The organism is Pseudomonas sp. SH10-3B (assembly GCF_019891415.1).
GTDB lineage: Bacteria > Pseudomonadota > Gammaproteobacteria > Pseudomonadales > Pseudomonadaceae > Aquipseudomonas.
In genome coordinates this window covers 17,818-41,362 of the sequence record NZ_JAFLXD010000016.1, presented here as the reverse complement: position 1 = coordinate 41,362, position 23,545 = coordinate 17,818, and the positions used below count along the sequence as shown (strand labels likewise).

General features: G+C 60.8%; 21 protein-coding genes. All 21 read left to right on the top strand.

Features of this window, described 5'->3' with window-relative positions:
• The first annotated feature begins 3 nt into the window (after nt 1–3).
• The gene (flgK, locus tag J1G35_RS14365; protein WP_053133199.1) at nt 4–2,052 is read left to right on the top strand and encodes a flagellar hook-associated protein FlgK; all 2,049 of its coding nucleotides are present in this window, start codon (nt 4–6) and stop codon (nt 2,050–2,052) included.
• Nucleotides 2,053–2,066: 14 nt separating this feature from the next.
• Nucleotides 2,067–3,665 (top strand): flagellar hook-associated protein 3, encoded by a 1,599-nt coding sequence (locus J1G35_RS14360; RefSeq protein WP_223015246.1) that lies wholly within the window; start codon nt 2,067–2,069, stop codon nt 3,663–3,665.
• Nucleotides 3,666–3,941: 276 nt separating this feature from the next.
• Nucleotides 3,942–4,871, top strand: a complete 930-nt coding sequence (locus J1G35_RS14355; RefSeq protein ID WP_053133205.1) for a ketoacyl-ACP synthase III — start codon at nt 3,942–3,944, stop codon at nt 4,869–4,871.
• Nucleotides 4,872–5,136: 265 nt separating this feature from the next.
• The gene (locus J1G35_RS14350; protein ID WP_223015245.1) at nt 5,137–6,561 is read left to right on the top strand and encodes a flagellin; all 1,425 of its coding nucleotides are present in this window, start codon (nt 5,137–5,139) and stop codon (nt 6,559–6,561) included.
• A 74-nt stretch (nt 6,562–6,635) separates the two neighbouring features.
• A complete protein-coding gene (locus J1G35_RS14345; protein ID WP_027603843.1) occupies nt 6,636–6,989 on the top strand; it encodes a flagellar protein FlaG in 354 nt (117 codons plus the stop codon).
• 80 nt (nt 6,990–7,069) lie between these two features.
• Nucleotides 7,070–8,464, top strand: coding sequence for a flagellar filament capping protein FliD (gene fliD, locus J1G35_RS14340; RefSeq protein WP_223015244.1), 1,395 nt, complete (start codon nt 7,070–7,072; stop codon nt 8,462–8,464).
• Between the two features lie 140 nt (nt 8,465–8,604).
• Nucleotides 8,605–9,009 carry a flagellar export chaperone FliS gene (gene fliS / locus J1G35_RS14335; protein WP_027603845.1) on the top strand — a complete coding sequence of 135 codons (405 nt, stop codon included), beginning with the start codon at nt 8,605–8,607 and terminating at the stop codon, nt 9,007–9,009.
• A 41-nt stretch (nt 9,010–9,050) separates the two neighbouring features.
• Nucleotides 9,051–9,347 carry a flagellar protein FliT gene (fliT, locus tag J1G35_RS14330; RefSeq protein WP_053133217.1) on the top strand — a complete coding sequence of 99 codons (297 nt, stop codon included), beginning with the start codon at nt 9,051–9,053 and terminating at the stop codon, nt 9,345–9,347.
• A 171-nt stretch (nt 9,348–9,518) separates the two neighbouring features.
• Entirely contained in the window at nt 9,519–10,994 is a 1,476-nt protein-coding gene (locus J1G35_RS14325) for a sigma-54 dependent transcriptional regulator (protein WP_053133220.1), read from the top strand.
• Nucleotides 10,995–11,104: 110 nt separating this feature from the next.
• Complete coding sequence (locus J1G35_RS14320; RefSeq protein WP_223015280.1) at nt 11,105–12,316, top strand: ATP-binding protein; 1,212 nt, start codon at nt 11,105–11,107, stop codon at nt 12,314–12,316.
• A gap of 4 nt (nt 12,317–12,320) precedes the next feature.
• Nucleotides 12,321–13,697 carry a sigma-54 dependent transcriptional regulator gene (locus J1G35_RS14315; protein ID WP_223015243.1) on the top strand — a complete coding sequence of 459 codons (1,377 nt, stop codon included), beginning with the start codon at nt 12,321–12,323 and terminating at the stop codon, nt 13,695–13,697.
• A 128-nt stretch (nt 13,698–13,825) separates the two neighbouring features.
• Nucleotides 13,826–14,155: a flagellar hook-basal body complex protein FliE gene (gene fliE, locus J1G35_RS14310; protein WP_053133226.1), complete on the top strand. Its 330-nt coding sequence runs from the start codon at nt 13,826–13,828 to the stop codon at nt 14,153–14,155.
• A 16-nt stretch (nt 14,156–14,171) separates the two neighbouring features.
• Nucleotides 14,172–15,950 (top strand): flagellar basal-body MS-ring/collar protein FliF, encoded by a 1,779-nt coding sequence (fliF, locus tag J1G35_RS14305; protein WP_053133228.1) that lies wholly within the window; start codon nt 14,172–14,174, stop codon nt 15,948–15,950.
• On the top strand, nt 15,943–16,962 hold the full coding sequence (gene fliG, locus J1G35_RS14300) for a flagellar motor switch protein FliG (RefSeq protein ID WP_048720872.1): 1,020 nt from the start codon (nt 15,943–15,945) through the stop codon (nt 16,960–16,962). The genes fliF and fliG overlap by 8 nt, the downstream gene beginning before the upstream one ends.
• A gap of 10 nt (nt 16,963–16,972) precedes the next feature.
• Nucleotides 16,973–17,737 (top strand): flagellar assembly protein FliH, encoded by a 765-nt coding sequence (gene fliH, locus J1G35_RS14295; RefSeq protein ID WP_053133231.1) that lies wholly within the window; start codon nt 16,973–16,975, stop codon nt 17,735–17,737.
• The gene (gene fliI, locus J1G35_RS14290; RefSeq protein ID WP_223015242.1) at nt 17,727–19,085 is read left to right on the top strand and encodes a flagellar protein export ATPase FliI; all 1,359 of its coding nucleotides are present in this window, start codon (nt 17,727–17,729) and stop codon (nt 19,083–19,085) included. Before fliH ends, fliI begins: the two co-directional genes overlap by 11 nt.
• Nucleotides 19,086–19,088: 3 nt before the next feature.
• Entirely contained in the window at nt 19,089–19,538 is a 450-nt protein-coding gene (gene fliJ, locus J1G35_RS14285) for a flagellar export protein FliJ (protein WP_053133238.1), read from the top strand.
• Between the two features lie 94 nt (nt 19,539–19,632).
• Nucleotides 19,633–19,938: an STAS domain-containing protein gene (locus J1G35_RS14280; protein ID WP_223015241.1), complete on the top strand. Its 306-nt coding sequence runs from the start codon at nt 19,633–19,635 to the stop codon at nt 19,936–19,938.
• On the top strand, nt 19,935–21,653 hold the full coding sequence (locus J1G35_RS14275) for a fused response regulator/phosphatase (RefSeq protein ID WP_223015240.1): 1,719 nt from the start codon (nt 19,935–19,937) through the stop codon (nt 21,651–21,653). The genes J1G35_RS14280 and J1G35_RS14275 overlap by 4 nt, the downstream gene beginning before the upstream one ends.
• A 30-nt stretch (nt 21,654–21,683) precedes the next feature.
• Nucleotides 21,684–22,028, top strand: a complete 345-nt coding sequence (locus tag J1G35_RS14270) for an Hpt domain-containing protein (protein ID WP_053133247.1) — start codon at nt 21,684–21,686, stop codon at nt 22,026–22,028.
• Nucleotides 22,029–22,115: 87 nt separating this feature from the next.
• Complete coding sequence (locus J1G35_RS14265; RefSeq protein ID WP_223015239.1) at nt 22,116–23,450, top strand: flagellar hook-length control protein FliK; 1,335 nt, start codon at nt 22,116–22,118, stop codon at nt 23,448–23,450.
• The last annotated feature ends 95 nt before the right edge of the window (nt 23,451–23,545 follow it).

The window sequence follows — 23,545 nt, the reverse complement described above, 5'->3', positions numbered from 1 at the left end:
ACCATGAGTTTGCTCAATATCGGGATGTCGGGGCTTAACGCCGCTCAAGGATCGTTGTCGGTCTTGAGTAACAACATTGCCAACGCCAATACCGCCGGCTATTCGCGTCAGCAGACTACCCAGAGTGCGAATGCGTCGAACCAGTACGGCGGCGTGTTCATCGGCAGCGGCACGACCCTGGCCGATGTGCGCCGGGTCTACAACGAATACCTCGACACCGCCTACCAGAACAGCACTTCGCTCAATAGCGACGCCAAGGCTTACCTGGACCAGATCAGTGCTGTCGACAAGACCCTGTCGGACAAGACCACCGGCATGTCGGCCGTACTCAGCTCGTTCTTCGCTGCTGTGCAGACCGCCTCGGCGAACCCGAGCGATACGTCGGCTCGCCAGATCCTGCTCACGAACGCCCAGACCCTGAGCAATCGGTTCAACTCGATCTCCAGCCAACTGAGCCAGCAGAAAGAGACGATCAACAGCCAGTTGACTTCGATGAGTGATCAGGTCAACCAACTGACCTCGTCGATTGCGTCCCTCAACAAGCAGATTGCCCAGGTGCAGGGTTCATCGAACACCACCCCGGCCAACCTGCTGGACTCCCGCGCCGAGGCCGTGCGCTCGCTCAACGAGTTGATCGGTGTGACCGCCACTGAAAAGAACGGTGTGTTCAGCGTCAGCACCGGCAGCGGTCAATCCCTGGTGCTGGGTGACCGCTCCAATACGATTTCTGCAGTGCCGAGCAAAAGCGACACCAGCCAGTACACCATCCAGCTCAACGCGGAAGGCGGTACGTCGCTTGACTTGGGCAATGTGATCAGTGGCGGCAGCATCGGTGGCCTGTTGCGTTATCGCAGCGATGCGCTGATGCCGGCGATCAATGACTTGGGGCGTATCGCGATTGTCACCGCCGATGCCCTCAACAGTCAGTTGGGCCAGGGTCTGGACCTCAATGGCGAGTTCGGCGCCTCGATGTTTACCGACATCAACAACGCAGCGTCCGTTGCCCTGCGTAGCCAGGCTGCCCAAGGCAACCTCGGCGACGGCGCCCTGGGCGTAACGATCAAGGACAGCAGCCAACTGACCAACTTCGATTACAAGGTCAGCTTCAACGACGGTACCAACCTTAACAAGGTCACGGTGCTGCGCTCCGACGGCAAGGCCATGGGCACCTATGACCTCAGTGCCACGCCGCCGCCGGTCATCGACGGGTTTACCCTGGCGGTCAAGAGCGGTGCGGTGCAGGCCGGTGACAGCTTCAAGGTCAGCCCGACCGCTAACGGCGCCAAGGAAATCGGCACCGTGCTCACCGACCCGAGCAAGATTGCCTTTGCTGCGCCGTTGCAGGGCGAGGCCAGCAAGACCAATCAGGGCACCGGCACTTTCACGCCGCCAACGCTCACCGTGCCGCTGGATATCCAGGGCGGCGCCGACACGGCACAACTGCGTACCGGCATTGAGCACTCGATGCCGGTGAAGATGGTGTTCGGTAAGCCGGCGGCCGATGGCACCCAGCCCTACACCCTGAGCAACGCCCAGGGTGATCCGATCGGCTCCGGCACCATTATTCCGGGGCAGGCCAACAAGATCAGCATCAACGTGCCGATGCGTGATGCCAGCGGCGCCTTGGTGTCGCCAGCCAAGAGCTTCAGTTTCGACACCACGGTGGGCGGTTCGCCGGCCAACGGTGACGGCACTTCGTTCTCGTTCAATGCCACCGGCAAGTCCGACAACCGCAACGCCCAGGCACTGCTCAACCTGCAGACCAAGGCCACCGTGGGCGTGTCAGCCGACGGCAGCGGCGGGGCGAGCCTGGTAGGGGCCAACAGCAAGCTGGTGTCTACCGTTGGCGCCAAGGCCGCTTCGGCCACCACTGATACCACGGCCACCAACGCGCTGTTGACGGCCAACAAGAACGCGCGCAACTCCGTATCCCAGGTCAACCTGGATGAAGAGGCGGGCGACATGATCAAGTTCCAGCAGTACTACACGGCGTCGTCGCAGATCATCAAGGCTGCGCAAGAAACCTTCAGTACGCTGATCAATAGTCTTTAAGGGAGTCTGGGACGATGCGCATTTCTACACAGCAGTATTACGACACCAGTGCCGTCAAGTATCAGGACAACTATTCCAGCGTAGTGAAGGCCCAGCAGCAGGCGAGTTCCGGTGTGCGTGTGCAGACCGCCGCCGATGATCCGGTTGCCGCCCAGCGCCTGCTCATGCTGCAACAGCAAAAAGACATGCTGGCCCAGTACAGCGGCAATATCACCAGCATTCAAAATACCCTGACGAACGAAGAAAGCGTCCTGGATGCGATCAATACCACCATCCAGGCCGGCAGCCAGTTGGCGCTGCGCGCGGGTGGCGTGACCAGTGATGCTGACCGCAAGTCCATCTCGGTCGAGGTGGGCGCGCTGGAAAACCAGTTGCTGGGTTTGCTCAACAGCAAGGATGCGGCGGGCAACTATCTGTTCTCCGGCTCCAAGACCGACACGCCGCCGTACTCGCGCAACAACGATGGCACCTATAGCTATCAGGGCGACGAGAACGAGCTGAGCCTGCAAGTCTCCGAGACGCTGAATGTGCGCACCAGCGACACGGGCAAGACCATCCTCGAAGGGGCGGTCAATGGCAGCCGCACCCAGTCCACCTACACGACGCCTTCGTCGGTGGACGACCACAAGGTCGCGATTTCGGCCGGCCTGGTAACGTCGGGCATCGATTACACCAAGCAGTTTGCTGACGGCCAGCCCTACAAGGTGACGTTTACCAGCAGCACCCAGTACGTGGTCACCGACAAGGACAACAACAACATTACCTCGCAGCTCCCAGGTAATGGCACGTTCGACTCCACCAAGGAAGGCAGCGCCAGCATCAATGTGCGCGGGGTCAAGTTCGATATCACCGTAGACCTCACCGACGTGGCCACCGGGCCTGATGCCGATGCGCTGGTCAGTGGGCGCGAGTTCACCCTGGCCGCCAAGCCGGACGCGTTCAATACCTCTCGCACTGCGAGCAACACCTCGGCGACGCAACTGACCAATGCTCACATCAGCAGTGCAGCCGACTATTCGAGTACGTTTCCCAACAGCGGCGTACTGATCAAGTTCGACGACCTCGACCCGACTGCTTATAAAGTCTATGCCCAGCCGTACACGCCCAACAGCAAGCCAATCGACAATGGCGTGATCGTCGCCGGTACGGCGCCCGCCAAGGACACCATCACTGCGGCGGGCGTTACCTTCGATTTGAGCGGTACGCCAAATGTCGGCGATCAGTTTTCGGTCGGCAACACTACCCAGAAAACCCAGAATGCCCTCGATACCTTGAGCCAGCTGCGTCACGCCCTGGAACAGCCGGCGGACGGCATCCCGGGCGCGCGGGTCAAGCTTCAGGACGCCTTGAACGCGGCTGTCAGCAACCTGACCAGCTCGGCCGACCAGGTAGACAACGTGCGTGGCTCCATCGGTGCGCGACAGAACGCACTCACCGTGCAGTCCAGTGAAAATACCAGTGTCGGCCTGGCCAACAAGTCCACGATGAGTGACCTGGCCAACATCGACATGGGTGAGGCAGCGATCAACCTGACCCTGCAGCAAACCATGCTGGAAGCCTCGCAATTGGCGTTCGTGAAGGTCTCGCAGCTGAGCCTGTTCAACAAGATGTAAGTGGCGTCAAGTCAAGCGGCCCGCTCTGGAAACAGGGCGGGCCGTTGTCGTTTATGCGACTAAATTGTTGAAACGTTTTGCATAAACCACACAAAATTGAGTGACCTGTGAGTCATAAAGCGCATCTTCACTGTATCGTGTGAAAAGGATAAGTCGTCACAGGGTCCTTGCGGGGCGGCTTTCAGCGAGATTTTTATGGGGTTATCCCCTTTATTGTCAGCACTCCAGGCGCAGTCCTCGGGGTGTTCTCCAGCTATTTAGTATTGGGAAGCCACAATGATTGGCATAAAAAGCATCGCCAGTTACGTGCCCGCAGACGGGATCGATAACTACGCCCAGGGTGCCAAGTTCGCCAAGGATGAAGAGTTCATCATTGGCAAGATCGGCTCGGCGTTCCTGCCGCGCAAGGAAGCTGCGCAGGAAACCTCCGATCTGTGTGTCGAGGCGGTCAACGCTTTGTTTGCCAATAACCCGGATTTGAAGCGCGAGTCCATCGACGCGCTGATCGTCGTCACCCAGAACGGCGATGAAGAGGGCTTGCCCCACACGGCCGCCATCGTCCAGGACAAGCTGGGCCTGCCGACCCACGTGGCCGCCTTTGATATTTCCCTGGGCTGCTCCGGCTACGTCTACGGCATCTACGCAATGAAGGGCTTCATGGAAGCCACTGGCCTGAAAAACGGCCTGCTGATCACCGCCGACCCGTATTCGAAGATCGTCGACCCGGAAGACCGTAACACCACCATGCTGTTCGGCGATGCCGCCACCGCCACCTGGATGGGCGAAGAGGCACCGTGGTTGCTGGGCAAGTCCAAGTTCGGCACCGACGGTTCCGGCGCACCGCACCTCAAGGTCAGCGACGGCGTGTTCTTCATGAACGGCCGCCAGGTGTTCAACTTCGCCTTGCTCAAGGTGCCGGCGCATTTGCACGAGCTGCTCAATGAGTCGGACCTCAAGGCTGACGATATCGATGCCTTCTGCATTCACCAGGGCAGTGCGGCGATTGTCGACGCCGTCGCCCGCCGTTTCGAAGACGCGCCGGTGGACAAGTTCATCAAGGACATGGTCGAGACCGGCAACACCGTGTCGTCGAGCATTCCGCTGCTGCTGGAAAAGCATGTGATGGATGCCACCTGGAAGCGCGTGGCGATCAGCGGTTTTGGTGTGGGTCTGTCGTGGGGATCGGCGATTCTTTATCGTCCGTGACCCTTTTACAGGGCATATAAAAAAACGCCGATGATCGAAGGATCATCGGCGTTTTTTATTTGGCGCCAGAAAACCCAATGAAATAAGGGTTTTGGGCCGGCGTAAACCCTTGAATTGCAAGGGGTGGCACGGCGCCAGTAAAAAAAATCAAAAAAATCCTCAAGCAACCGGCTACCACGACGATAACTATTACGTAGGTTCTCAGGCCACACCCGGCGGTTGCCAGGGCCGGAAGCCGCAGTATCCATCCAACGAGGATTTCGTCATGGCTTTAACAGTAAACACCAACATTGCTTCGATCACTACTCAGGGCAACCTGAACAAAGCTGGCGGCGCCCTGGCCACTTCCATGCAGCGCCTGTCTTCCGGCCTGCGTATCAACAGCGCTAAAGACGACGCTGCTGGCCTGCAGATCGCTAACCGCCTGACCAGCCAAATCAACGGCCTGGGCCAAGCAGTAAAAAACGTGAACGACGGTATCTCCATCGCTCAGACCGCTGAAGGCGCGATGCAGGCTTCGACCGACATCCTGCAAAAAATGCGTACCCTGGCTCTGTCTTCCGCGACTGGTTCCCTCAGCGCTGACGACCGTAAGTCGAACAACGACGAATACCAGGCTCTGACTTCGGAACTGACCCGTATCTCGCAAACCACTACTTTCGGTGGCCAGAAGCTGCTGGACGGTTCGTACGGTACCAAAGCTATCCAGGTTGGCGCTAACGCTAACGAAACCATCAACCTGAGCCTGGAAAACGTTGCAGCCAACAACATTGGTTCGCAGCAGGTCAAAACCAAGGCCATCGTGCCTAGCGCAACTGGCCTGGCTGGCGGCGACATCACTGTTACCGGCAACGGTCAGACCAAAACCGTAACTTACGCTGCAGGCGCTTCGGCTAAAGACATCGCTGCGGGCCTGAACGGTTCGATCGGTGGCCTGACCGCTACCGCCAGCACTGAAGTCAAACTGGAAGTAGGCGCTGCCACTCCGTCGAACTTCAAACTGGCTGTAGGCGGCGGTAATGCTGTTGATTTCGTCGGCGTGAAGGACCTGGCCGGCCTGGCTGACCAGCTGAAATCGAACGCTGCCAAACTGGGCATCAGCGTTAACTACGACGAATCCAACAAAACCCTGTCGGTTAAGTCGGATTCCGGCGAAAACCTGTCGTTCTCTGGTGCTGATGCCAACGCCCAGACCAACATCCTGGTTGGCGCTAAAGACGGCGCTGGCGCATTCGCCACCCCGGCTGCTCTGGGTGCTGCTGCAATCGTTGTGACCGGTCAGGTTTCCCTGGATTCGGCTAAAGGCTACTCCCTGAGCGACGCTGCTACTGGTGTATCGGACTTGTTCTCGGCGGCTACCGTTTCGTCGACCAAGACCACCATCTCTAACACCGACGTGACCGACGCTACCAACGCTCAAAACGCGCTGGCTGTTATCGACAAGGCCATCGGCACCATTGACGGCGTTCGTTCGGGCCTGGGTGCTACCCAGAACCGTCTGACTACCACTGCAGACAACCTGCAGAACATTCAGAAGAACTCCACCGCTGCACGTTCCACCGTTCAGGACGTCGACTTCGCTTCCGAAACCGCCGAACTGACCAAGCAACAAACCCTGCAATCGGCCTCCACCGCGATCCTGTCGCAGGCTAACCAGCTGCCATCCGCTGTACTGAAGCTGCTTCAGTAATTCCAGCGCTTGGTAACTAACGGAAGGGCGCGTCTACGTGCCCTTCCGTTTTTTCGGTTTAGAGGAGATTGGACATGGACATGAGTGTAAAGCTGAACCAGTCTTATCCGCCGGTTGCACCTAAAAGCGCGCCTGCACCGATAGCAGCAACTGACAAAAGCGTCACCAAAGTCCAGGAAACACCGGCCACAGGCAAAGAGCCTGAGCGTGCCGACCTGGAAAAAGCAGTCACTGATATTCGCGAATTCGTACAAGCGGCCCAGCGCAAACTGGACTTTTCCATTGATGACTCCACCCACCGTGTGGTGGTCAAGGTCATCGCCACCGACAGTGGTGAAGTGATTCGCCAGATCCCGTCGGAAACGGCATTGAAGCTGGCACAGAACCTTTCCAGCGCAAGCAACCTGTTGTTTGACGACAAAGTCTGAGCTGGCATGAAACTTGTTGCTGTCGTGGCTTGAGGCGTAATAAGTCAAGATAACGGCAGCCACCGAACAGGAGATAGATGATGGCGGGTTCAACGGTAAGTGGTATCGGTTCGAATATCGATACGCAAGCGATCGTGACATCCTTGGTTAACGCCGAAAAGGTGCCCAAGCAGACGCAGATCAATACCGCGTCCGCGAAAGCGACCACCACGCTGTCTTCGATCGGCAAGGTTCAAGCTGCACTGGATGCGTTTCGTGGTGCCCTTGACTCCATGACCAAGGACAGCAGTTTCACCGGTTTGACCGGTTCGTCCTCGGATGAAAAGACGGCGACCATGACGGCCAGCAATACGGCCTCGAACGGCAGCTTCCGGCTGATCGTCGACCAACTGGCCCAAGCGTCCAAGCTGTCGAGCAAAAACTTCAGCGGTGGCACCTCGACAGTGGTCAACACCACTGATAAGCCGACGACGCTGACCATCAGTCAGTCCGGCAAGGCTTACGATCTCAGCGTTCCAGCCGGCGCGACCCTGCAGCAGGTACGTGACTCGATCAATACCCAGTTTGGTACTTCGGGGCTCAGTGCCAACATCCAGACCGACTCCAATGGCTCTCGATTGATCTTGACTTCGACCAATATGGGGACGGGCTCGGACCTTACGCTGTCTGGCACCTCGGGGCTGGATGTGGGGGCCACGGTCGTTGATCCGCCCAAGGATGCGCTCTACAGCATCGATGGTGTTTCTTCTGTGTCCAAGACCAACAGTATCGAAGGGGCGCTCAGCGGGGTGAACATCAAGTTGGTGGCCATCTCGACGCTCAAAACGGGCACGACGACCAACGAAAAAAACGCCACGCTCATCACCGTCAGCACCAACAACACGGCGCTCAAGTCCGGGGTCAAGGGCTTCATTGATAGCTACAACGCCCTGATCACGGCAATGAACGCTGAAACCAAGGTCACCACGAACCTGGACGGCAGCACCACGGCGGCAGCGTTGACGGGTGACTCGACCATGCGTTCGTTGCAGAGCACGATCCGTAACGAGTTCAACGCGCTGTCGGGCACTGGTGCCTTCAAGTCCCTGGCTCAGTTCGGTGTGACCACCAGTTCGAGTACTGGCATGCTGGCGATTGATGACAAAAAGTGGGATGCGGCAGTTAAAACCAACGCCGCCGACATCAACAGTATGTTCAGTGGCAAAGACGGCATGCTGGCGCGGATGAAAAGCGCCACGGATGACTTTGCCAAGGCAAGCACCGGGATCCTGGCGACGCGCTCTACCTCCTTGTCGAACACGTTGAAGGATCTGACCAAGGATCAAGCCACGCTCGACGAGCGCATGACCCTGCTCACCAGCAGCCTGTCGGCCAAATACAACGCCATGGACACCCTGGTCGCCCAATTGCGTCAGCAAAGCACCAGTGTCATGACCACACTCAATGCGTTGAACAACGTCAAAACCAATTCTTGATCCCCTGCTGATGCAAAAAGGCCAGGCAAACTGCCTGGCTTTTTTTATCGGGGTACGACTGGCGCTAAAGCTTTTTGCGAGCCAGTCGACATATTGGTTACTAGAATCCTTTTCGCTGTCGCCTGTCACGAGGTAGAAACATGAATCCCATGAGAGCCCTTCGCCAATACCAGAAGGTCAATTCCCATGCTCAGATCTCCGAAGCCAGCCCTCATCGCCTGGTGCAGATGCTGATGGAAGGCGGTCTGGACCGTATGGCCCAGGCCAAGGGGGCGCTGGCGCGTGGCGACATCGCACAGAAGGGCCTGATGCTCGGCAAGGCCATCGATATCGTCATCGGCCTGCGCGACGGCCTGAATGCTGAAAAGAGTGACAACCCGGCTTACGTCCAACAGTTGGAAAGTCTGTATGCGTACATGACCAACCGTCTGATGGAAGCGAACCTGCATAACGACGCCGACATGATCGACGAAGTCGCGCGTTTGCTGATTACCGTGAAAGAAGGCTGGGATGCTATCGCTGTGCCACAGGCTGCAACCGAGTAAGGCGCAGCAGAGAAGGGCCTGAGGGCCTTGAGGAATACGTCATGAGCCAAGCACTGCAACGCATTGATGAAACCCGTGAAGCGCTGATCGGCGCGCTGGCAGACCGTAACTGGGACGCCATTGGCGAGCTGGACATGGGCTGTCGCAACGTGATCGAAGAGGTGCTCAGCGAAGCGCCGGTGGATGAGGATGCGTTGCGTGAAAAGCTTGAGAGCCTGCTGGCGGTGTACCAGCAATTGCTTGAGGTGACGACCGGCGAGCGCCAGGCGATTTTTGAAGAGATGTCGCAGATCAACCAAGCGAAAAATGCGTCAAAGGTTTACCATCTGTTCGGCTGAACAGGCGCAGTTAATCCTACCGGCGCGTCATAAATTTGACCGTGCCAGCTTTTTTGACTTAACTAGTGCTGTTTTCAGATTTCAGACGTCTAGTAAGGTAAGAAGTCTTACAGGCGCCTCGATTGCCCTCAATCTCGGGGCAGGAAGTTTTACTAGGGAAGTTGCTATTGCATGTGGCGTGAAACCAAAATTCTGCTGATCGATGACGATAGCGTCCGCCGCCGCGACCTGGCGGTGATTTTGAATTTTCTTGGCGAAGAAAATCTGCCCTGCGGTAGCCATGACTGGCAGCAGGTGGCCAACTCATTGTCATCGAGCCGTGAAGTCATTTGTGTGCTGATCGGGACGGTGAACGCTCCAGGCGCTGTTTTGGGCTTGTTAAAGACACTGTCTACCTGGGATGAGTTCCTTCCCGTGTTGCTGATTGGTGATATTTCTTCTGTCGAGCTGCCGGAAGACCAGCGCCGCCGCGTGCTTTCCAGCCTGGAAATGCCCCCCAGCTACAGCAAATTGCTTGATTCCCTGCACCGTGCCCAGGTCTATCGCGAGATGTACGACCAGGCCCGCGAGCGCGGTCGCCACCGCGAACCCAACCTGTTCCGCAGCCTGGTCGGCACCAGCCGTGCCATCCAGCACGTGCGCCAGATGATGCAGCAAGTGGCCGATACCGACGCCAGCGTGCTGATCCTCGGCGAGTCGGGCACCGGCAAGGAAGTGGTCGCGCGCAACCTGCACTACCACTCCAAGCGCCGCGACGGACCATTTGTGCCGGTCAACTGCGGGGCGATCCCGGCAGAGCTGCTCGAAAGCGAACTGTTCGGCCACGAGAAGGGCGCCTTTACCGGGGCGATCACCAGCCGTGCCGGGCGTTTCGAGCTGGCCAACGGCGGCACCCTGTTCCTTGATGAAATCGGTGACATGCCGCTGCCGATGCAGGTCAAGCTGCTGCGCGTCCTGCAGGAACGCACCTTCGAACGTGTGGGCAGCAACAAGACCCAGAGCGTCGACGTGCGCATCATCGCCGCGACCCACAAGAACCTCGAAAGCATGATCGAGGTCGGCAGCTTCCGCGAAGACCTGTACTACCGCCTCAACGTATTCCCAATCGAGATGGCCCCGTTGCGTGAGCGCGTGGAAGACATCCCGCTGCTGATGAACGAACTGATCTCGCGCATGGAGCATGAAAAGCGCGGCTCGATTCGCTTCAATTCCGCCGCCATCATGTCCCTGTGCCGCCACGGCTGGCCGGGCAACGTCCGTGAGCTGGCCAACCTGGTCGAGCGCATGGCGATCATGCACCCCTACGGTGTGATCGGCGTGGTCGAGTTGCCGAAGAAATTCCGCTACGTCGACGACGAAGACGAGCAACTGGTCGACAGCCTGCGCAGCGACATGGAAGAACGCGTTGCCATCAACGGCCACACCCCGGACTTCGGCTCCACCGCGATGCTGCCGCCCGAAGGCCTGGACTTGAAGGACTACCTCGGCAACCTGGAGCAGGGGTTGATCCAGCAGGCCCTGGACGACGCCAACGGCATCGTCGCCCGTGCCGCCGAGCGCCTGCGCATCCGTCGAACCACCTTGGTGGAGAAGATGCGCAAGTACGGTATGAGCCGCAAAGAAGGTGATGAACAGGCAGATGATTGACGCCTGTTTTTCAAGCCGCTGATATTTCAGCGGTTTTTTTTCGGCACAACTATTGCTACAGCCCTCGCAACGTTCCGTTTAACTGACGGTCAGCCAAGCGAGAGAGCATGATGCCCCACGCCGCCCAACTATCTTCGGCCCCTGCCATCCAGGGGCTGGTTCCGCCTGTAGAGCCGCCGATCCGCCAGGGTCTTGAACAGGCGTTCTCGCAGTTCAGCCAGATGTCGAGCCAACTGACCGATTCCTACAGCCTGCTGGAAGCCCGGGTCTCCGAGCTTAAAGGCGAACTGGCCGTGGTCAGTGCCCAGCGCATGGAAGAGCTGGCCGAGAAAGAACGCCTGGCCAACCGCCTGCAAAACCTGCTGTCGCTGTTGCCCGGTGGCGTGATCGTCATCGATGAAGACGGCCGCGTGCGTGAAGCCAACCCGGCCGCCTGCGACATGCTCGGCCTGCCGCTGGAAGGCGAACTGTGGCGCCACGTCATCACCCGCTGCTTTGCGCCGCGTGAGGACGATGGTCACGAAATCTCCCTGAAGGACGGGCGCCGCCTGTCCATCGCCACCCGTTCCCTGGACGCGGAGCCGGGGCAACTGGTGCTGCTCAACGACCTGACTGAAACCCGTCACCTGCAAGACCAGTTGGCGCGCCACGAACGTTTGTCGTCCCTGGGCAGGATGGTCGCTTCTTTGGCGCATCAGATCCGCACACCGTTGTCGGCCGCGTTGATCTACGCCAGTCATTTGACTGATGAGCAATTGCCGGCCGCCACCCACCAGCGTTTTGCCGGGCGTCTCAAGGAGCGCCTGCATGAATTGGAGCACCAGGTGCGCGACATGCTGGTGTTCGCCCGCGGCGAATTGCCGCTGACCGACCGCATCACCCCGGCCGAGCTGATGCAGGCCCTGCAAGCTGCGGCCGCTACTCATATTCAAGACGTGCAGGTGCGCTGGCAGTGCGACAGCCACCTGGGCGAGTTGCTGTGCAACCGCGACACCCTGGTAGGTTCGCTGCTCAACCTGATCGAAAACGCCACCCAGGCCAGCGACCCCGGCGCGCGGCTCAAGGTGCACCTGTACAACCGCGAGCAAACCCTGCGCCTGTGCATCAGCGACAGCGGCAGCGGTATCGATCCGGTGGTGCTCAAGCGCTTGGGTGAACCCTTTTTCACCACCAAGACCAACGGTACCGGCCTGGGCCTGACCGTGGTCAAGGCCGTGGCGCGCGCCCATCAGGGCGAATTGCAGCTGCATTCCCGTGTGGGACGTGGCACCTGTGCATTGATGACCTTGCCGCTGTTTTCATGCGCGGCAAGCGCGGAGTAAGGATATGGCTATCAAGGTTCTGTTGGTGGAAGACGATCGCGCCCTGCGTGAAGCATTGGCTGACACGCTGTTGTTGGCGGGCCATGACTACCGGGCGGTCGGTTCTGCCGAGGACGCCTTGGAAGCGGTGGAGCAGGAAACCTTCAGCCTGGTGGTCAGCGACGTGAACATGCCCGGCATGGACGGCCACCAGTTGCTCGGCCTGCTGCGTGCGCGTCAGCCGCAACTGCCGGTGCTGCTGATGACCGCCCACGGTGCGGTTGAACGAGCCGTGGACGCGATGCGCCAGGGCGCGGCGGATTACCTGGTCAAACCCTTTGAGCCTAAAGCGCTGATCGAGTTGGTCGCGCGGCATGCCCTGGGCGTGATTGCCGCCAACGAAGGCGAAGGCCCGATTGCCTTCGAACCGGCCAGTGCACAATTGCTTGAGTTGGCGGCCCGCGTGGCGCGCAGTGATTCCACCGTGCTGATCTCCGGCGAGTCCGGCACCGGTAAAGAGGTGCTGGCGCGTTATATCCACCAGCAGTCGACCCGCGCCAAGCAACCGTTTATCGCCATCAACTGCGCGGCGATCCCCGACAACATGCTCGAAGCCACCCTGTTCGGCCACGAAAAGGGCTCGTTCACCGGCGCCATCGCGGCCCAGGCGGGCAAGTTCGAACAGGCCGATGGCGGCACCATCCTGCTCGATGAAATTTCCGAAATGCCCCTGGGCCTGCAAGCCAAACTACTGCGCGTGCTGCAAGAGCGCGAAGTGGAGCGGGTGGGGGCGCGCAAGCCGATCCAGCTGGATATCCGTGTGGTCGCCACCACCAACCGCGACCTCGCTGGCGAAGTGGCGGCGGGGCGCTTCCGTGAAGACCTGTTCTACCGGCTCTCGGTGTTCCCCCTGGCCTGGCGCCCGCTGCGTGAACGCCCGGCAGACATCATTCCGCTGGCCGAGCGCCTACTGAACAACCACGTCAAAAAAATGAAGCACGCCCAGGCACGGCTGTCGGCGCAAGCCCAGGCCTGCCTGATCAGTTATCCCTGGCCCGGCAACGTACGGGAGTTGGACAACGCCATCCAGCGCGCGCTGATTCTGCAGCAGGGTGGCTTGATCCAACCCCAGGATTTCTGCCTGGCCATGGGCAGTGGTGCAGCGCCATTGCCGACGTTGGCGCCCGTGCCGGTGGTTGCAGAGGCGGAGCCTGCCGGAGGCCTGGGCGACGACCTGCGTCGCCGCGAGTTCCAGATGATCATCGACACCCTGCGCGCCGAGCGTGGCCGTCGCAAAGAGGCCGCCGAGCGCCTGGGCATCAGCCCGCGCACCCTGCGCTACAAGCTGGCGCAGATGCGCGACGCCGGTATGGATGTGGAAGCGTATTTGTTTGCCACGTAACCGGTAACAAGGTCGACAAGGTTTGTCGCCTTTTCTTACGAGTTGATACAGAGCTGGCACCCTTGTTGCTACCTCCCCTAGTAATCGCTACGTAGTGTCAAAAATTTGCGGGTTGGAGAGAGAAGGTCATGAGCCAGGGTATTGAGTTCAATCGGTTGATGTTGGATATGCGCTCCATGCAAATGGATGCCATGGCACAACCGAAATCCGTCGCGCCAGCGCCGGAATTGGGCCAAAGCAGCTTCGCCGACATGCTCGGCAAGGCCATCAATAAAGTCAGTGACACTCAGCAAGCCTCCAGCCAGTTGGCCAATGCGTTCGAGATCGGCAAAAGTGGCGTGGACCTTACCGATGTGATGGTCGCCTCGCAAAAGGCCAGCGTCTCCTTCCAGGCCCTGACCCAAGTGCGTAACAAGCTGGTTCAGGCCTATCAAGACATCATGCAGATGCCGGTTTAAGGGCGAGATTTAAGTCATGGCAGAAGCAGTCTCCGACAACGTACCCGCCAAGGCAGACGGCAAGCCGCCGCTGTTTGGCCTGTCGTTCCTGGAAAACCTCTCGGAAATGACCATGTTGCGTCAGGTGGGCCTGATGGTCGGCCTGGCTGCCAGCGTGGCGATTGGTTTTGCCGTGGTGTTGTGGTCGCAGCAACCCGATTACCGGCCGTTGTACGGCAGCCTGGCGGGCATGGATTCCAAGCAGATCATGGAAACCCTCGCCGCCGCCGACATCGCCTATACCGTAGAGCCCAACTCCGGCGCCTTGCTGGTCAAGGCCGACGATGTGGCCCGTGCACGCATGAAGCTGGCCGCCGCCGGCGTGACCCCGTCCGACAGCAATATCGGTTTCGAGATCCTCGACAAGGACCAGGGCCTGGGGACCAGCCAGTTCATGGAGGCCACCCGCTACCGTCGTGGCCTGGAAGGCGAGCTGGCGCGCACCATTTCCAGCCTCAACAACGTCAAGGGTGCCCGCGTGCACCTGGCGATTCCGAAAAGCTCGGTGTTTGTGCGCGACGAGCGCAAGCCTAGTGCCTCGGTACTGGTCGAACTGTTTTCCGGCCGCTCCCTGGAGCCTGGCCAGGTGCTGGCGATCATCAACCTGGTGGCCACCAGCGTTCCCGAACTGAGCAAGTCGCAAATCACCGTGGTCGACCAGAAGGGCAACCTGCTGTCCGACATGGCCGAAAACTCCGCGCTGACCCAGGCCGGCAAGCAGTTCGACTACAGCCGCCGCATGGAAAGCATGCTCACCCAGCGTGTGCATAACATCCTGCAACCGGTACTGGGCAATGACCGCTACAAGGCGGAAGTGTCTGCCGATGTGGACTTCAGTGCCGTCGAGTCGACCTCCGAGCAGTTCAACCCGGACCAGCCGGCCCTGCGCAGTGAGCAGTCCACCAGCGAACAACGCACCGCCAGCAATGGCCCGCAAGGTGTGCCGGGTGCCCTGAGCAACCAGCCGCCAGCCCCGGCCTCGGCGCCGCAAACCACCGGTGGCGCTGCCGCTACTGCTGGCGCGATCCAGCCTGGCCAGCCACTGTTGGACGCCAACGGCCAGCAGATCATGGACCCGGCCACCGGCCAGCCGATGCTTGCGCCATACCCGGCGGACAAGCGTAACCAGTCCACCAAGAACTTCGAGCTCGACCGTTCCATCAGCCACACCAAGCAGCAGCAGGGTCGCGTCAATCGCCTGTCGGTGTCGGTGGTGGTCGATGATCAGGTCAAGGTCAATGCCGCTGACGGCGCTGTAACGCGTGCGCCGTGGAGCGCCGACGAATTGGCGCGCTTCACACGCCTGGTGCAGGACGCCGTCGGTTTCGACGCCAGCCGTGGTGACAGCGTCAGCGTGATCAACATGCCGTTCTCCGCCGAGCGTGGCGAAGTGATTGCCGAAGCGGCGTTCTACACCCAGCCGTGGTTCTGGGACATCGTCAAGCAAGTGCTGGGTGTGTTGTTCATCCTGGTCCTGGTGTTCGGCGTGCTGCGCCCGGTGCTCAACAACATCACCGGCAACGGCAAGAAACAACTGGCAGCCTTCGGTGGCAGCGATGTCGAGTTGGGTGGCATGGGCGGCCTGGATGGCGAACTGGCCAACGACCGCGTCAGCCTCGGTGGCCCGCAAAGCATCCTGTTGCCAAGCCCGAGCGAAGGTTACGACGCTCAGTTGAACGCAATCAAAAGTCTGGTAGCAGAAGACCCGGGCCGTGTGGCCCAGGTCGTGAAAGAGTGGATTAACGCAGATGAGTGATAGTCGAGCCGCTGTTGCCAAACTCACCAAGGTCGATAAAGCCGCAGTCCTGCTGCTGTCCCTCGGTGAAACCGACGCCGCCCAAGTGTTGCGTCACATGGGGCCCAAAGAGGTCCAGCGTGTGGGCGTGGCCATGGCGCAGATGCGTAATGTGCACCGTGAGCAGGTCGAGCAGGTGATGAGCGAGTTCGTCGAGATCGTCGGCGACCAGACCAGCCTGGGCGTCGGCTCCGACAGCTACATCCGCAAGATGCTCACCTCGGCCCTGGGCGAAGACAAGGCCAACGGCCTGATCGACCGCATCCTGCTGGGCGGCAACACCAGCGGCCTCGACAGCCTCAAATGGATGGAGCCGCGCGCGGTCGCCGACGTTATCCGCTACGAGCACCCGCAGATCCAGGCGATCGTGGTGGCTTATCTCGACCCGGACCAGGCCGGTGAAGTGCTTGGCCACTTCGACCATAAAGTGCGCCTGGACATCATCCTGCGCGTGTCGTCGCTGAACACCGTACAGCCGGCGGCCCTGAAAGAACTCAACACGATTCTCGAGAAACAGTTCTCGGGCAACTCGAACGCCTCGCGGACCACCTTGGGTGGTATCAAGCGCGCGGCCGACATCATGAACTTCCTCGACAGCTCGGTCGAAGGCCAGTTGATGGACTCGATCCGCGAGATCGACGACACCCTGTCCGGCCAGATCGAAGACCTCATGTTCGTGTTCAACAACCTCTCCGATGTCGACGACCGTGGCATCCAGGCGCTGCTGCGCGAAGTGTCCTCCGACGTGCTGGTACTGGCACTGAAGGGCTCCGACGAAGGCGTCAAGGAGAAGATCTTCAAGAACATGTCCAAGCGTGCGTCCGAGCTGTTGCGCGACGACCTCGAAGCCAAAGGCCCGGTACGCGTCAGCGACGTGGAAACAGCGCAGAAAGAAATCCTCACCATTGCCCGCCGTATGGCCGAAGCCGGAGAAATCGTTCTCGGCGGGAAGGGCGGCGAAGAAATGATCTAAGGCGCCACTCATGTCGAACAAAGATGAGGCGCCCAGCGATCTGATTCGCGCACGGGACGTCGGTGGGTTCGACATCTGGTCGTTGCCCAGTTTCGATCCGCATGTGCCCGAGCCCGAGCCGGAACCGGTCGAAGAGCCTCCCGTGGAAATGGAAGAGGTGCCGCTGGATGAAGTCCAGCCACTGACCCTGGAAGAGTTGGAGAGCATTCGCCAGGAGGCCTACAACGAGGGCTTCGCCGCGGGCGAGAAAGACGGGTTTCGCAGCACCACCCTCAAGGTGCGCCAGGAAGCCGAGGCTGCGCTGAGCGTCAAGCTGGCCAGCCTGGAGCGCCTGATGGGGACGTTGTTCGATCCCATCGCCGAGCAGGATTCGCAGATCGAAAAATCCATGGTCGGCCTGGTACAGCACATCACCCGCCAGGTGATCCAGCGCGAACTGGTGCTGGACTCCAGCCAGATCGAAAGCGTGATGCGCGAAGCCCTCAAGCTGCTGCCCCTGGGCGTCGGCAATGTGCGGCTGTACATCAACCCGCAGGATTTCGAACAGGTCAAAGCCCTGCGTGAGCGCCATGAAGAAACCTGGCGCATCGTCGAAGATGCGGCGCTGCAGCCCGGTGGTTGCCGGGTCGAGACCGAGCACAGCCGCATCGATGCCACGGTGGAAACCCGCATCAGCCAGATCATGGCCAAGCTGCTTGACCAACAACACGAGCAGGCGCTGAACCCGGCCGAGCCGGACCTGAGCGTGGACCTGGACGCCCCCGATGCGCCTTGATCGCACCAGCTTCGCCAAGCGCCTGGGCGGCTATGCCGAGGCCACCGAATTGCCCGGTCAGCCGATCCTCGAAGGGCGTCTGTTGCGCATGGTTGGCCTGACCCTCGAAGCCGAAGGCCTGCGCGCAGCCATGGGCAGCCGCTGCATGGTGATCAACGACGACAGCTATCACCCGGTGCAGGTCGAAGCCGAGGTGATGGGCTTTTCCGGCAACAAGATTTTCCTGATGCCCGTCGGCAGCCTGGCCGGCATCGCCCCCGGCGCCCGCGTGGTGCCCCTGGCCGACACCGGCCGCCTGCCCATGGGCATGAGCATGCTCGGCCGCGTGCTGGACGGCGCCGGTCGTGCGCTGGATGGCAAGGGTGGCATGAAGGCCGAAGACTGGGTGCCGATGGACGGCCCCACCATCAACCCGCTCAACCGCAACCCCATCAGCGTGCCGCTGGACGTGGGGATTCGCAGCATCAACGGTTTATTGACGGTCGGCCGTGGCCAGCGTCTGGGCCTGTTCGCCGGTACGGGTGTGGGTAAGTCGGTGTTGCTCGGCATGATGACGCGCTTCACCGAGGCCGACATCATCGTGGTGGGCCTGATCGGCGAGCGCGGCCGTGAGGTGAAGGAGTTCATCGAACACAGCCTCGGTGAAGAAGGCCTCAAGCGCTCGGTGGTGGTCGCATCCCCTGCGGACGATGCGCCGCTGATGCGTTTGCGCGCGGCCATGTACTGCACGCGCATCGCCGAATATTTTCGCGACAAGGGCAAGAACGTCTTGTTGCTGATGGACTCGCTCACCCGTTTCGCCCAGGCCCAGCGGGAAATCGCCCTGGCCATCGGCGAGCCGCCAGCCACCAAGGGCTACCCGCCGTCGGTGTTCGCCAAGCTGCCCAAGCTGGTGGAGCGCGCCGGTAATGCCGAGGCCGGTGGTGGCTCGATCACCGCGTTCTACACCGTATTGTCCGAAGGCGATGACCAGCAGGATCCCATCGCCGACTCGGCGCGGGGCGTGCTCGACGGCCACATTGTGTTGTCCCGGCGTTTGGCGGAGGAGGGGCACTACCCGGCCATCGACATCGAAGCGTCCATCAGCCGGGTCATGCCGGCGGTGGTCACGCCGGAGCATATGGCGCGTGCGCAGCAGTTCAAGCAACTGTGGTCGCGCTATCAACAGAGCCGCGATCTGATCAGCGTCGGCGCCTATGTGGCCGGTGGTGATCGCGACACCGACCTGGCGATCGCCCTGCAACCGCAGTTGGTGACCTACTTGCGCCAGGGCCTCAACGACAAGATCAGCATGGGTGAAAGCGAAGCGCATTTGCAGTCCATCTTTGCCCCTGCGCCAGGCGGTTAAGCCATGGCCAACAGCCGCGCCGCGCGCCTGGCCCCGGTGGTGGACATGGCCGAAAAGGCCGAAAAAACCGCCGTCCAGCGCCTGGGGTATTTCCAGGGGCAAGTCCGTTTGGCGCAAAGCAAGCTGGGCGACCTGGAGCGCTTTCGCGGCGAGTACCAGCAGCAATGGATCGAGCGCGGCACCCAGGGGGTGTCGGGCCAGTGGCTGATGGGTTACCAGGGCTTTCTCAATCAGCTGGAAACGGCCGTCGGCCAGCAGCGCCAGAGCCTGGCCTGGCACCAGAACAACCTTGATAAGGCCCGCGAGAGCTGGCAGGCAGCGTTTGCCCGGGTCGAGGGGCTGCGTAAACTGGTACAGCGCTACATCGACGAAGCGCGGGCCTTGGAAGACAAGCGCGAGCAGAAGCTGCTCGACGAGCTATCGCAACGCCTGCCGCGCCAATCACAATTCTGACCCCGCCGGCACCTACAGTTGTCGCGTGGTGTTGCTCGTATCCCATTCGCCTGCTACACCTTGTGTCTATTGCTAATGACAAGGAAGCAGTCGCATGTCAGTTGAGTCAGAAGTATCCCTGGATGGGAAGAAGTTGACGATCGCCATCAAAGGTCGGTTCGATTTCGGCAGTCACCAGACGTTTCGTGACGCCTACGAGCGTTATTACAAGGTGCCTGAGTTGTATGTGGTCGACCTCAAAGAAACCACCTACATGGACAGTTCGGCCCTGGGCATGCTCCTGCTCCTGAGGGACCATGCCGGTGGCGAAGAGGCGCAGGTCCAGGTGATTAACTCCAACTCCGATGTGCGCAAGATCCTCGCCATCTCCAACTTCGACAAACTGTTCGACATTAATTGAGCACCCTGGCCCCCGCGCCTGAGGCGCTGACGATCCTGATCGCCGAAGACAGTGCTACCGACCTGCTGTTGCTGTCGACCATCGTGCGGCGTCAGGGCCACCGCGTGCTCACTGCCAGCAACGGCGAGGAAGCCGTCGAAGTATTTGCCCGCGAGCGTCCGCAGTTGGTGCTGATGGACGCATTGATGCCGGTGATGGACGGGTTTGGCGCCGCGCGCTGGATCAAGCAGCTGGCGGGCGAGGAACTGGTCCCCATCATCTTCCTGACGTCCTTGCGCGAAAGCGCCGCCTTGGCCGAATGCCTGGATGCGGGGGGAGATGACTTTCTGCCCAAACCCTACAACCCGCTGATCCTGGCCGCCAAGATCAACGCCATGGACCGCCTGCGCCGTTTGCAAGCCACGGTGTTGCAGCAGCGCGACCAGATCGCCAGGCACCATGACTACCTCTTGCACGAGCAACGGGTGGCCAAGGCGGTGTTCGATAAAGTCGCTCACTCTGGCTGCATCAACGCGGCGCCGAATATCCGCTACCTGCAATCGCCCTATGCGCTGTTCAACGGCGACCTGCTGCTGGCGGCCTACACGCCGTCGGGCGATATGCACGTACTGCTCGGCGACTTCACCGGCCACGGCCTGCCGGCAGCGGTGGGGGCCATGCCCCTGGCGGAAGTGTTCTACGGCATGACCGCCAAGGGCTACGGCCTGGTGCAGATCCTGCGAGAGATGAATGCCAAGCTCAAGCGCATCCTGCCGGTGGACATGTTCTGCTGCGCCACGTTGTTGTGCCTGAGCACCCAGCGGCGAGTAGTGGAAGTGTGGAACGGCGGCATGCCCGACGGCTATGTGCATGACATCGCCAGTGGCAAGCGTACCCCGCTGCAGTCGCGGCATTTGCCCTTGGGGGTGCTGTCGGCGCAAGCCTTCGATGACCGCACCGAAGTCTGGCCCATGGCCCTGGGTGATCGGGTGTTCCTGCTCTCCGACGGCGTGCTGGATACCGCCGATGCCAACGATCAACTGTTTGGCGCCGTGCGGTTGCATCAGGTCTTCGCCGCCAATCGCGACCCCGATCGCCTGTTCGAGGATATCGAAAAGGCCCTGGCGGCGTTTCGCGGGGAAGCGCGGGATGACGTGAGCATGGTGGAAATCACCTTGCAGCCCGGACAATCGCTGCGCGCCACCGGGCCGTTATACGCCGACAGCGGCCAGTCATGCCCGCTGGATTGGGCGGTGAGTTTCGAGTTTCGTGCCGAGACCCTCAAGCGTTACAACCCCTTGCCCTACCTGCTGCAACTGCTGCTGGAGATCCATGGCCTGCGCGAGCAGAGCGGGGCGCTCTACAGCGTGATGGCCGAGTTGTATTCCAATGCGCTGGAACATGGCGTGCTGGGCCTGGACTCGCGGCTCAAGCGCAATGCCCAGGGCTTTGCCGAGTATTACCGCCAGCGCAATGAACGCCTGGCGCAGTTGAACAGCGGTTTCGTGCGCGTGCATGTGCAGGTGGTGCCCACCGAAGCGGGCGGCAAGATGAGCCTGCGCCTTGAAGACAGTGGGCCAGGCTTCGACGTGGAGCAGGTGCTGGCGCGGCCGCTGGATATCGACCGCCTGTCCGGGCGCGGCCTGAGCCTGGTGCGCCAACTGAGCAGCGAGGTGCGCTGGTCCGACGGTGGGCGCAGTGTCTGCGTAGAGTTTTGCTGGGGCGCTCTGGCATAATCCGCCGATTCTTGATCAAGGAGCGAGCAAGTGGCTGAGATTCATATGGACCTGGACGTGTTGTCGGGGTTACAGGAGGTCATGGAAGGCGAGTACCCCAAGTTGCTCGATACCTTTCTCGATGATTCCCAGAAGCGCATCGAAGCGCTGCGCCAGGCGCGGGATGACGCCAAGGCGCTGGGGCGGATTGCGCATAGCTTCAAGGGCAGCAGCGGCAACCTTGGGGCGGTGCGGTTGGCGCAGTTGTGCCAGCGGTTGGAGGTTGAGTCGGTTGAGGCGGTGGCAGACCTGGGAGCGTTGGTTGATCAGATTGATGATGAATTTGCCTTGGTGAAGCCGATGTATGAGTCGGAGCGGCAGCGGTTTCAGATTTGATTCCATCCGTTTAAAAAAACTGGCCCGACTCTTGCTCTACCTCCTGATACTGCATCCCCGATCCCCATGCAGTGGAGACCTTTACCTATGCCAGTCGCCCCGAATTCGCTTCTTCAGGCTGCCCCCGCGGCCAAGCCTCAAGCGCCTGCCGTCAATCCACCGGCAGTGGCCGCAGACCCACGGGACAAGGGCCCTGGCTTTGCTCAAGTGTTTGCCAGCCAAGGCTCCAAACCCACGGTCAAGGCCGATGACAACTCGCCCAAGCCGGCCCGCGACAAGCCTGCCGATACCAGCACCAAGCCTGCGGCGGTCAACGACAAGCCTGCCGCCAGTACGCCAGCGGTTGCCGATAGCGGCAATCCCTTGCCTGCCAAGCCGCCAGCCACGTCCGACGACAGTGCCAGCAAGGATGACGACGCATCTGCCGATCCCACCCTGGCGCAGCAGCCTGCGGTGGACCCGGTGGTCGACCCTGCATTGATTGCCACGGTCACCCCGCTAGCCGTGCCGGTGGAAACCCCGGCTCCCGTTGCGGCGACCAAGGATGACAAGGCGGCGCCGGTAGTGACCGCGCCCATTGCTGCCACCGAGGACGCCAAGCCGGCCTTCGATCCTGAAGCCGATCCCCTTGACGCCATGCCGGCCGTGCGCCTGGCGATGGAGCAAGGCGCCCATGTGTCGGCCAGCAGCCAGGCACCGGCCAAAACCGCACCGACGACCACCCAGGACCAGCCAACCGCCGCACAGAACTTTGCCGCCGGCCTGGCCACGATGGTCGACCAGCAAGCCACCAAGGACAGCACCGACCAGGGCGGTGACAAGGCCTTCAGCGGCTTGATCGAGGGCGGTCTCAAGGACTTGAAAGAGGCGAGCAGCGACACCCGCGTCGATGATTTTGCCAATCGCCTGGCCGCATTGACCCAGGCGGCTACGCCGAGAACCGCGAATGCCTTGCCGCCGGTGACGAATGCGCCGCTGGCCATGCACCAGAGCGGCTGGACCGACGAGATCGTCAACCGCGTGATGTACCTCTCCAGCGCCAACCTCAAGTCGGCAGAGATCCAGTTGCAGCCGGCTGAACTCGGTCGCCTGGATATCAAGGTCAACATGACCGCTGACCAGCAGGCCCAGGTCAACTTCATGAGCGCCCACCCGGTGGTGCGTGAAGCCCTCGAAAGCCAGTCCGGCCGCCTGCGCGAGATGTTCGCCCAGCAAGGCATGGGGCAGGTGGATGTGAACGTGTCCGACCAGTCCCGTGGCCAGGAGCAGCAGCAACAGCAGGCCCAGACGGGGGGTGTCAGTCGCAGCGGGCGGGGTGGCGGCGATAGCGGCGACAGCGGCAACCACCTTGACGTGGCTGAAGCAGTGGCGCCCGTGACGTCGACTGTGATCGGCTCCAGCGCCGTCGATTACTACGCCTGATGTGAGCCGAGTACAGATTCAAATGTGGGAGGGGGCAAACCCCCTCCCACATTTGATTTGTGCTGTTCCCTTGTCTGTGTTCAACCAGACAACTC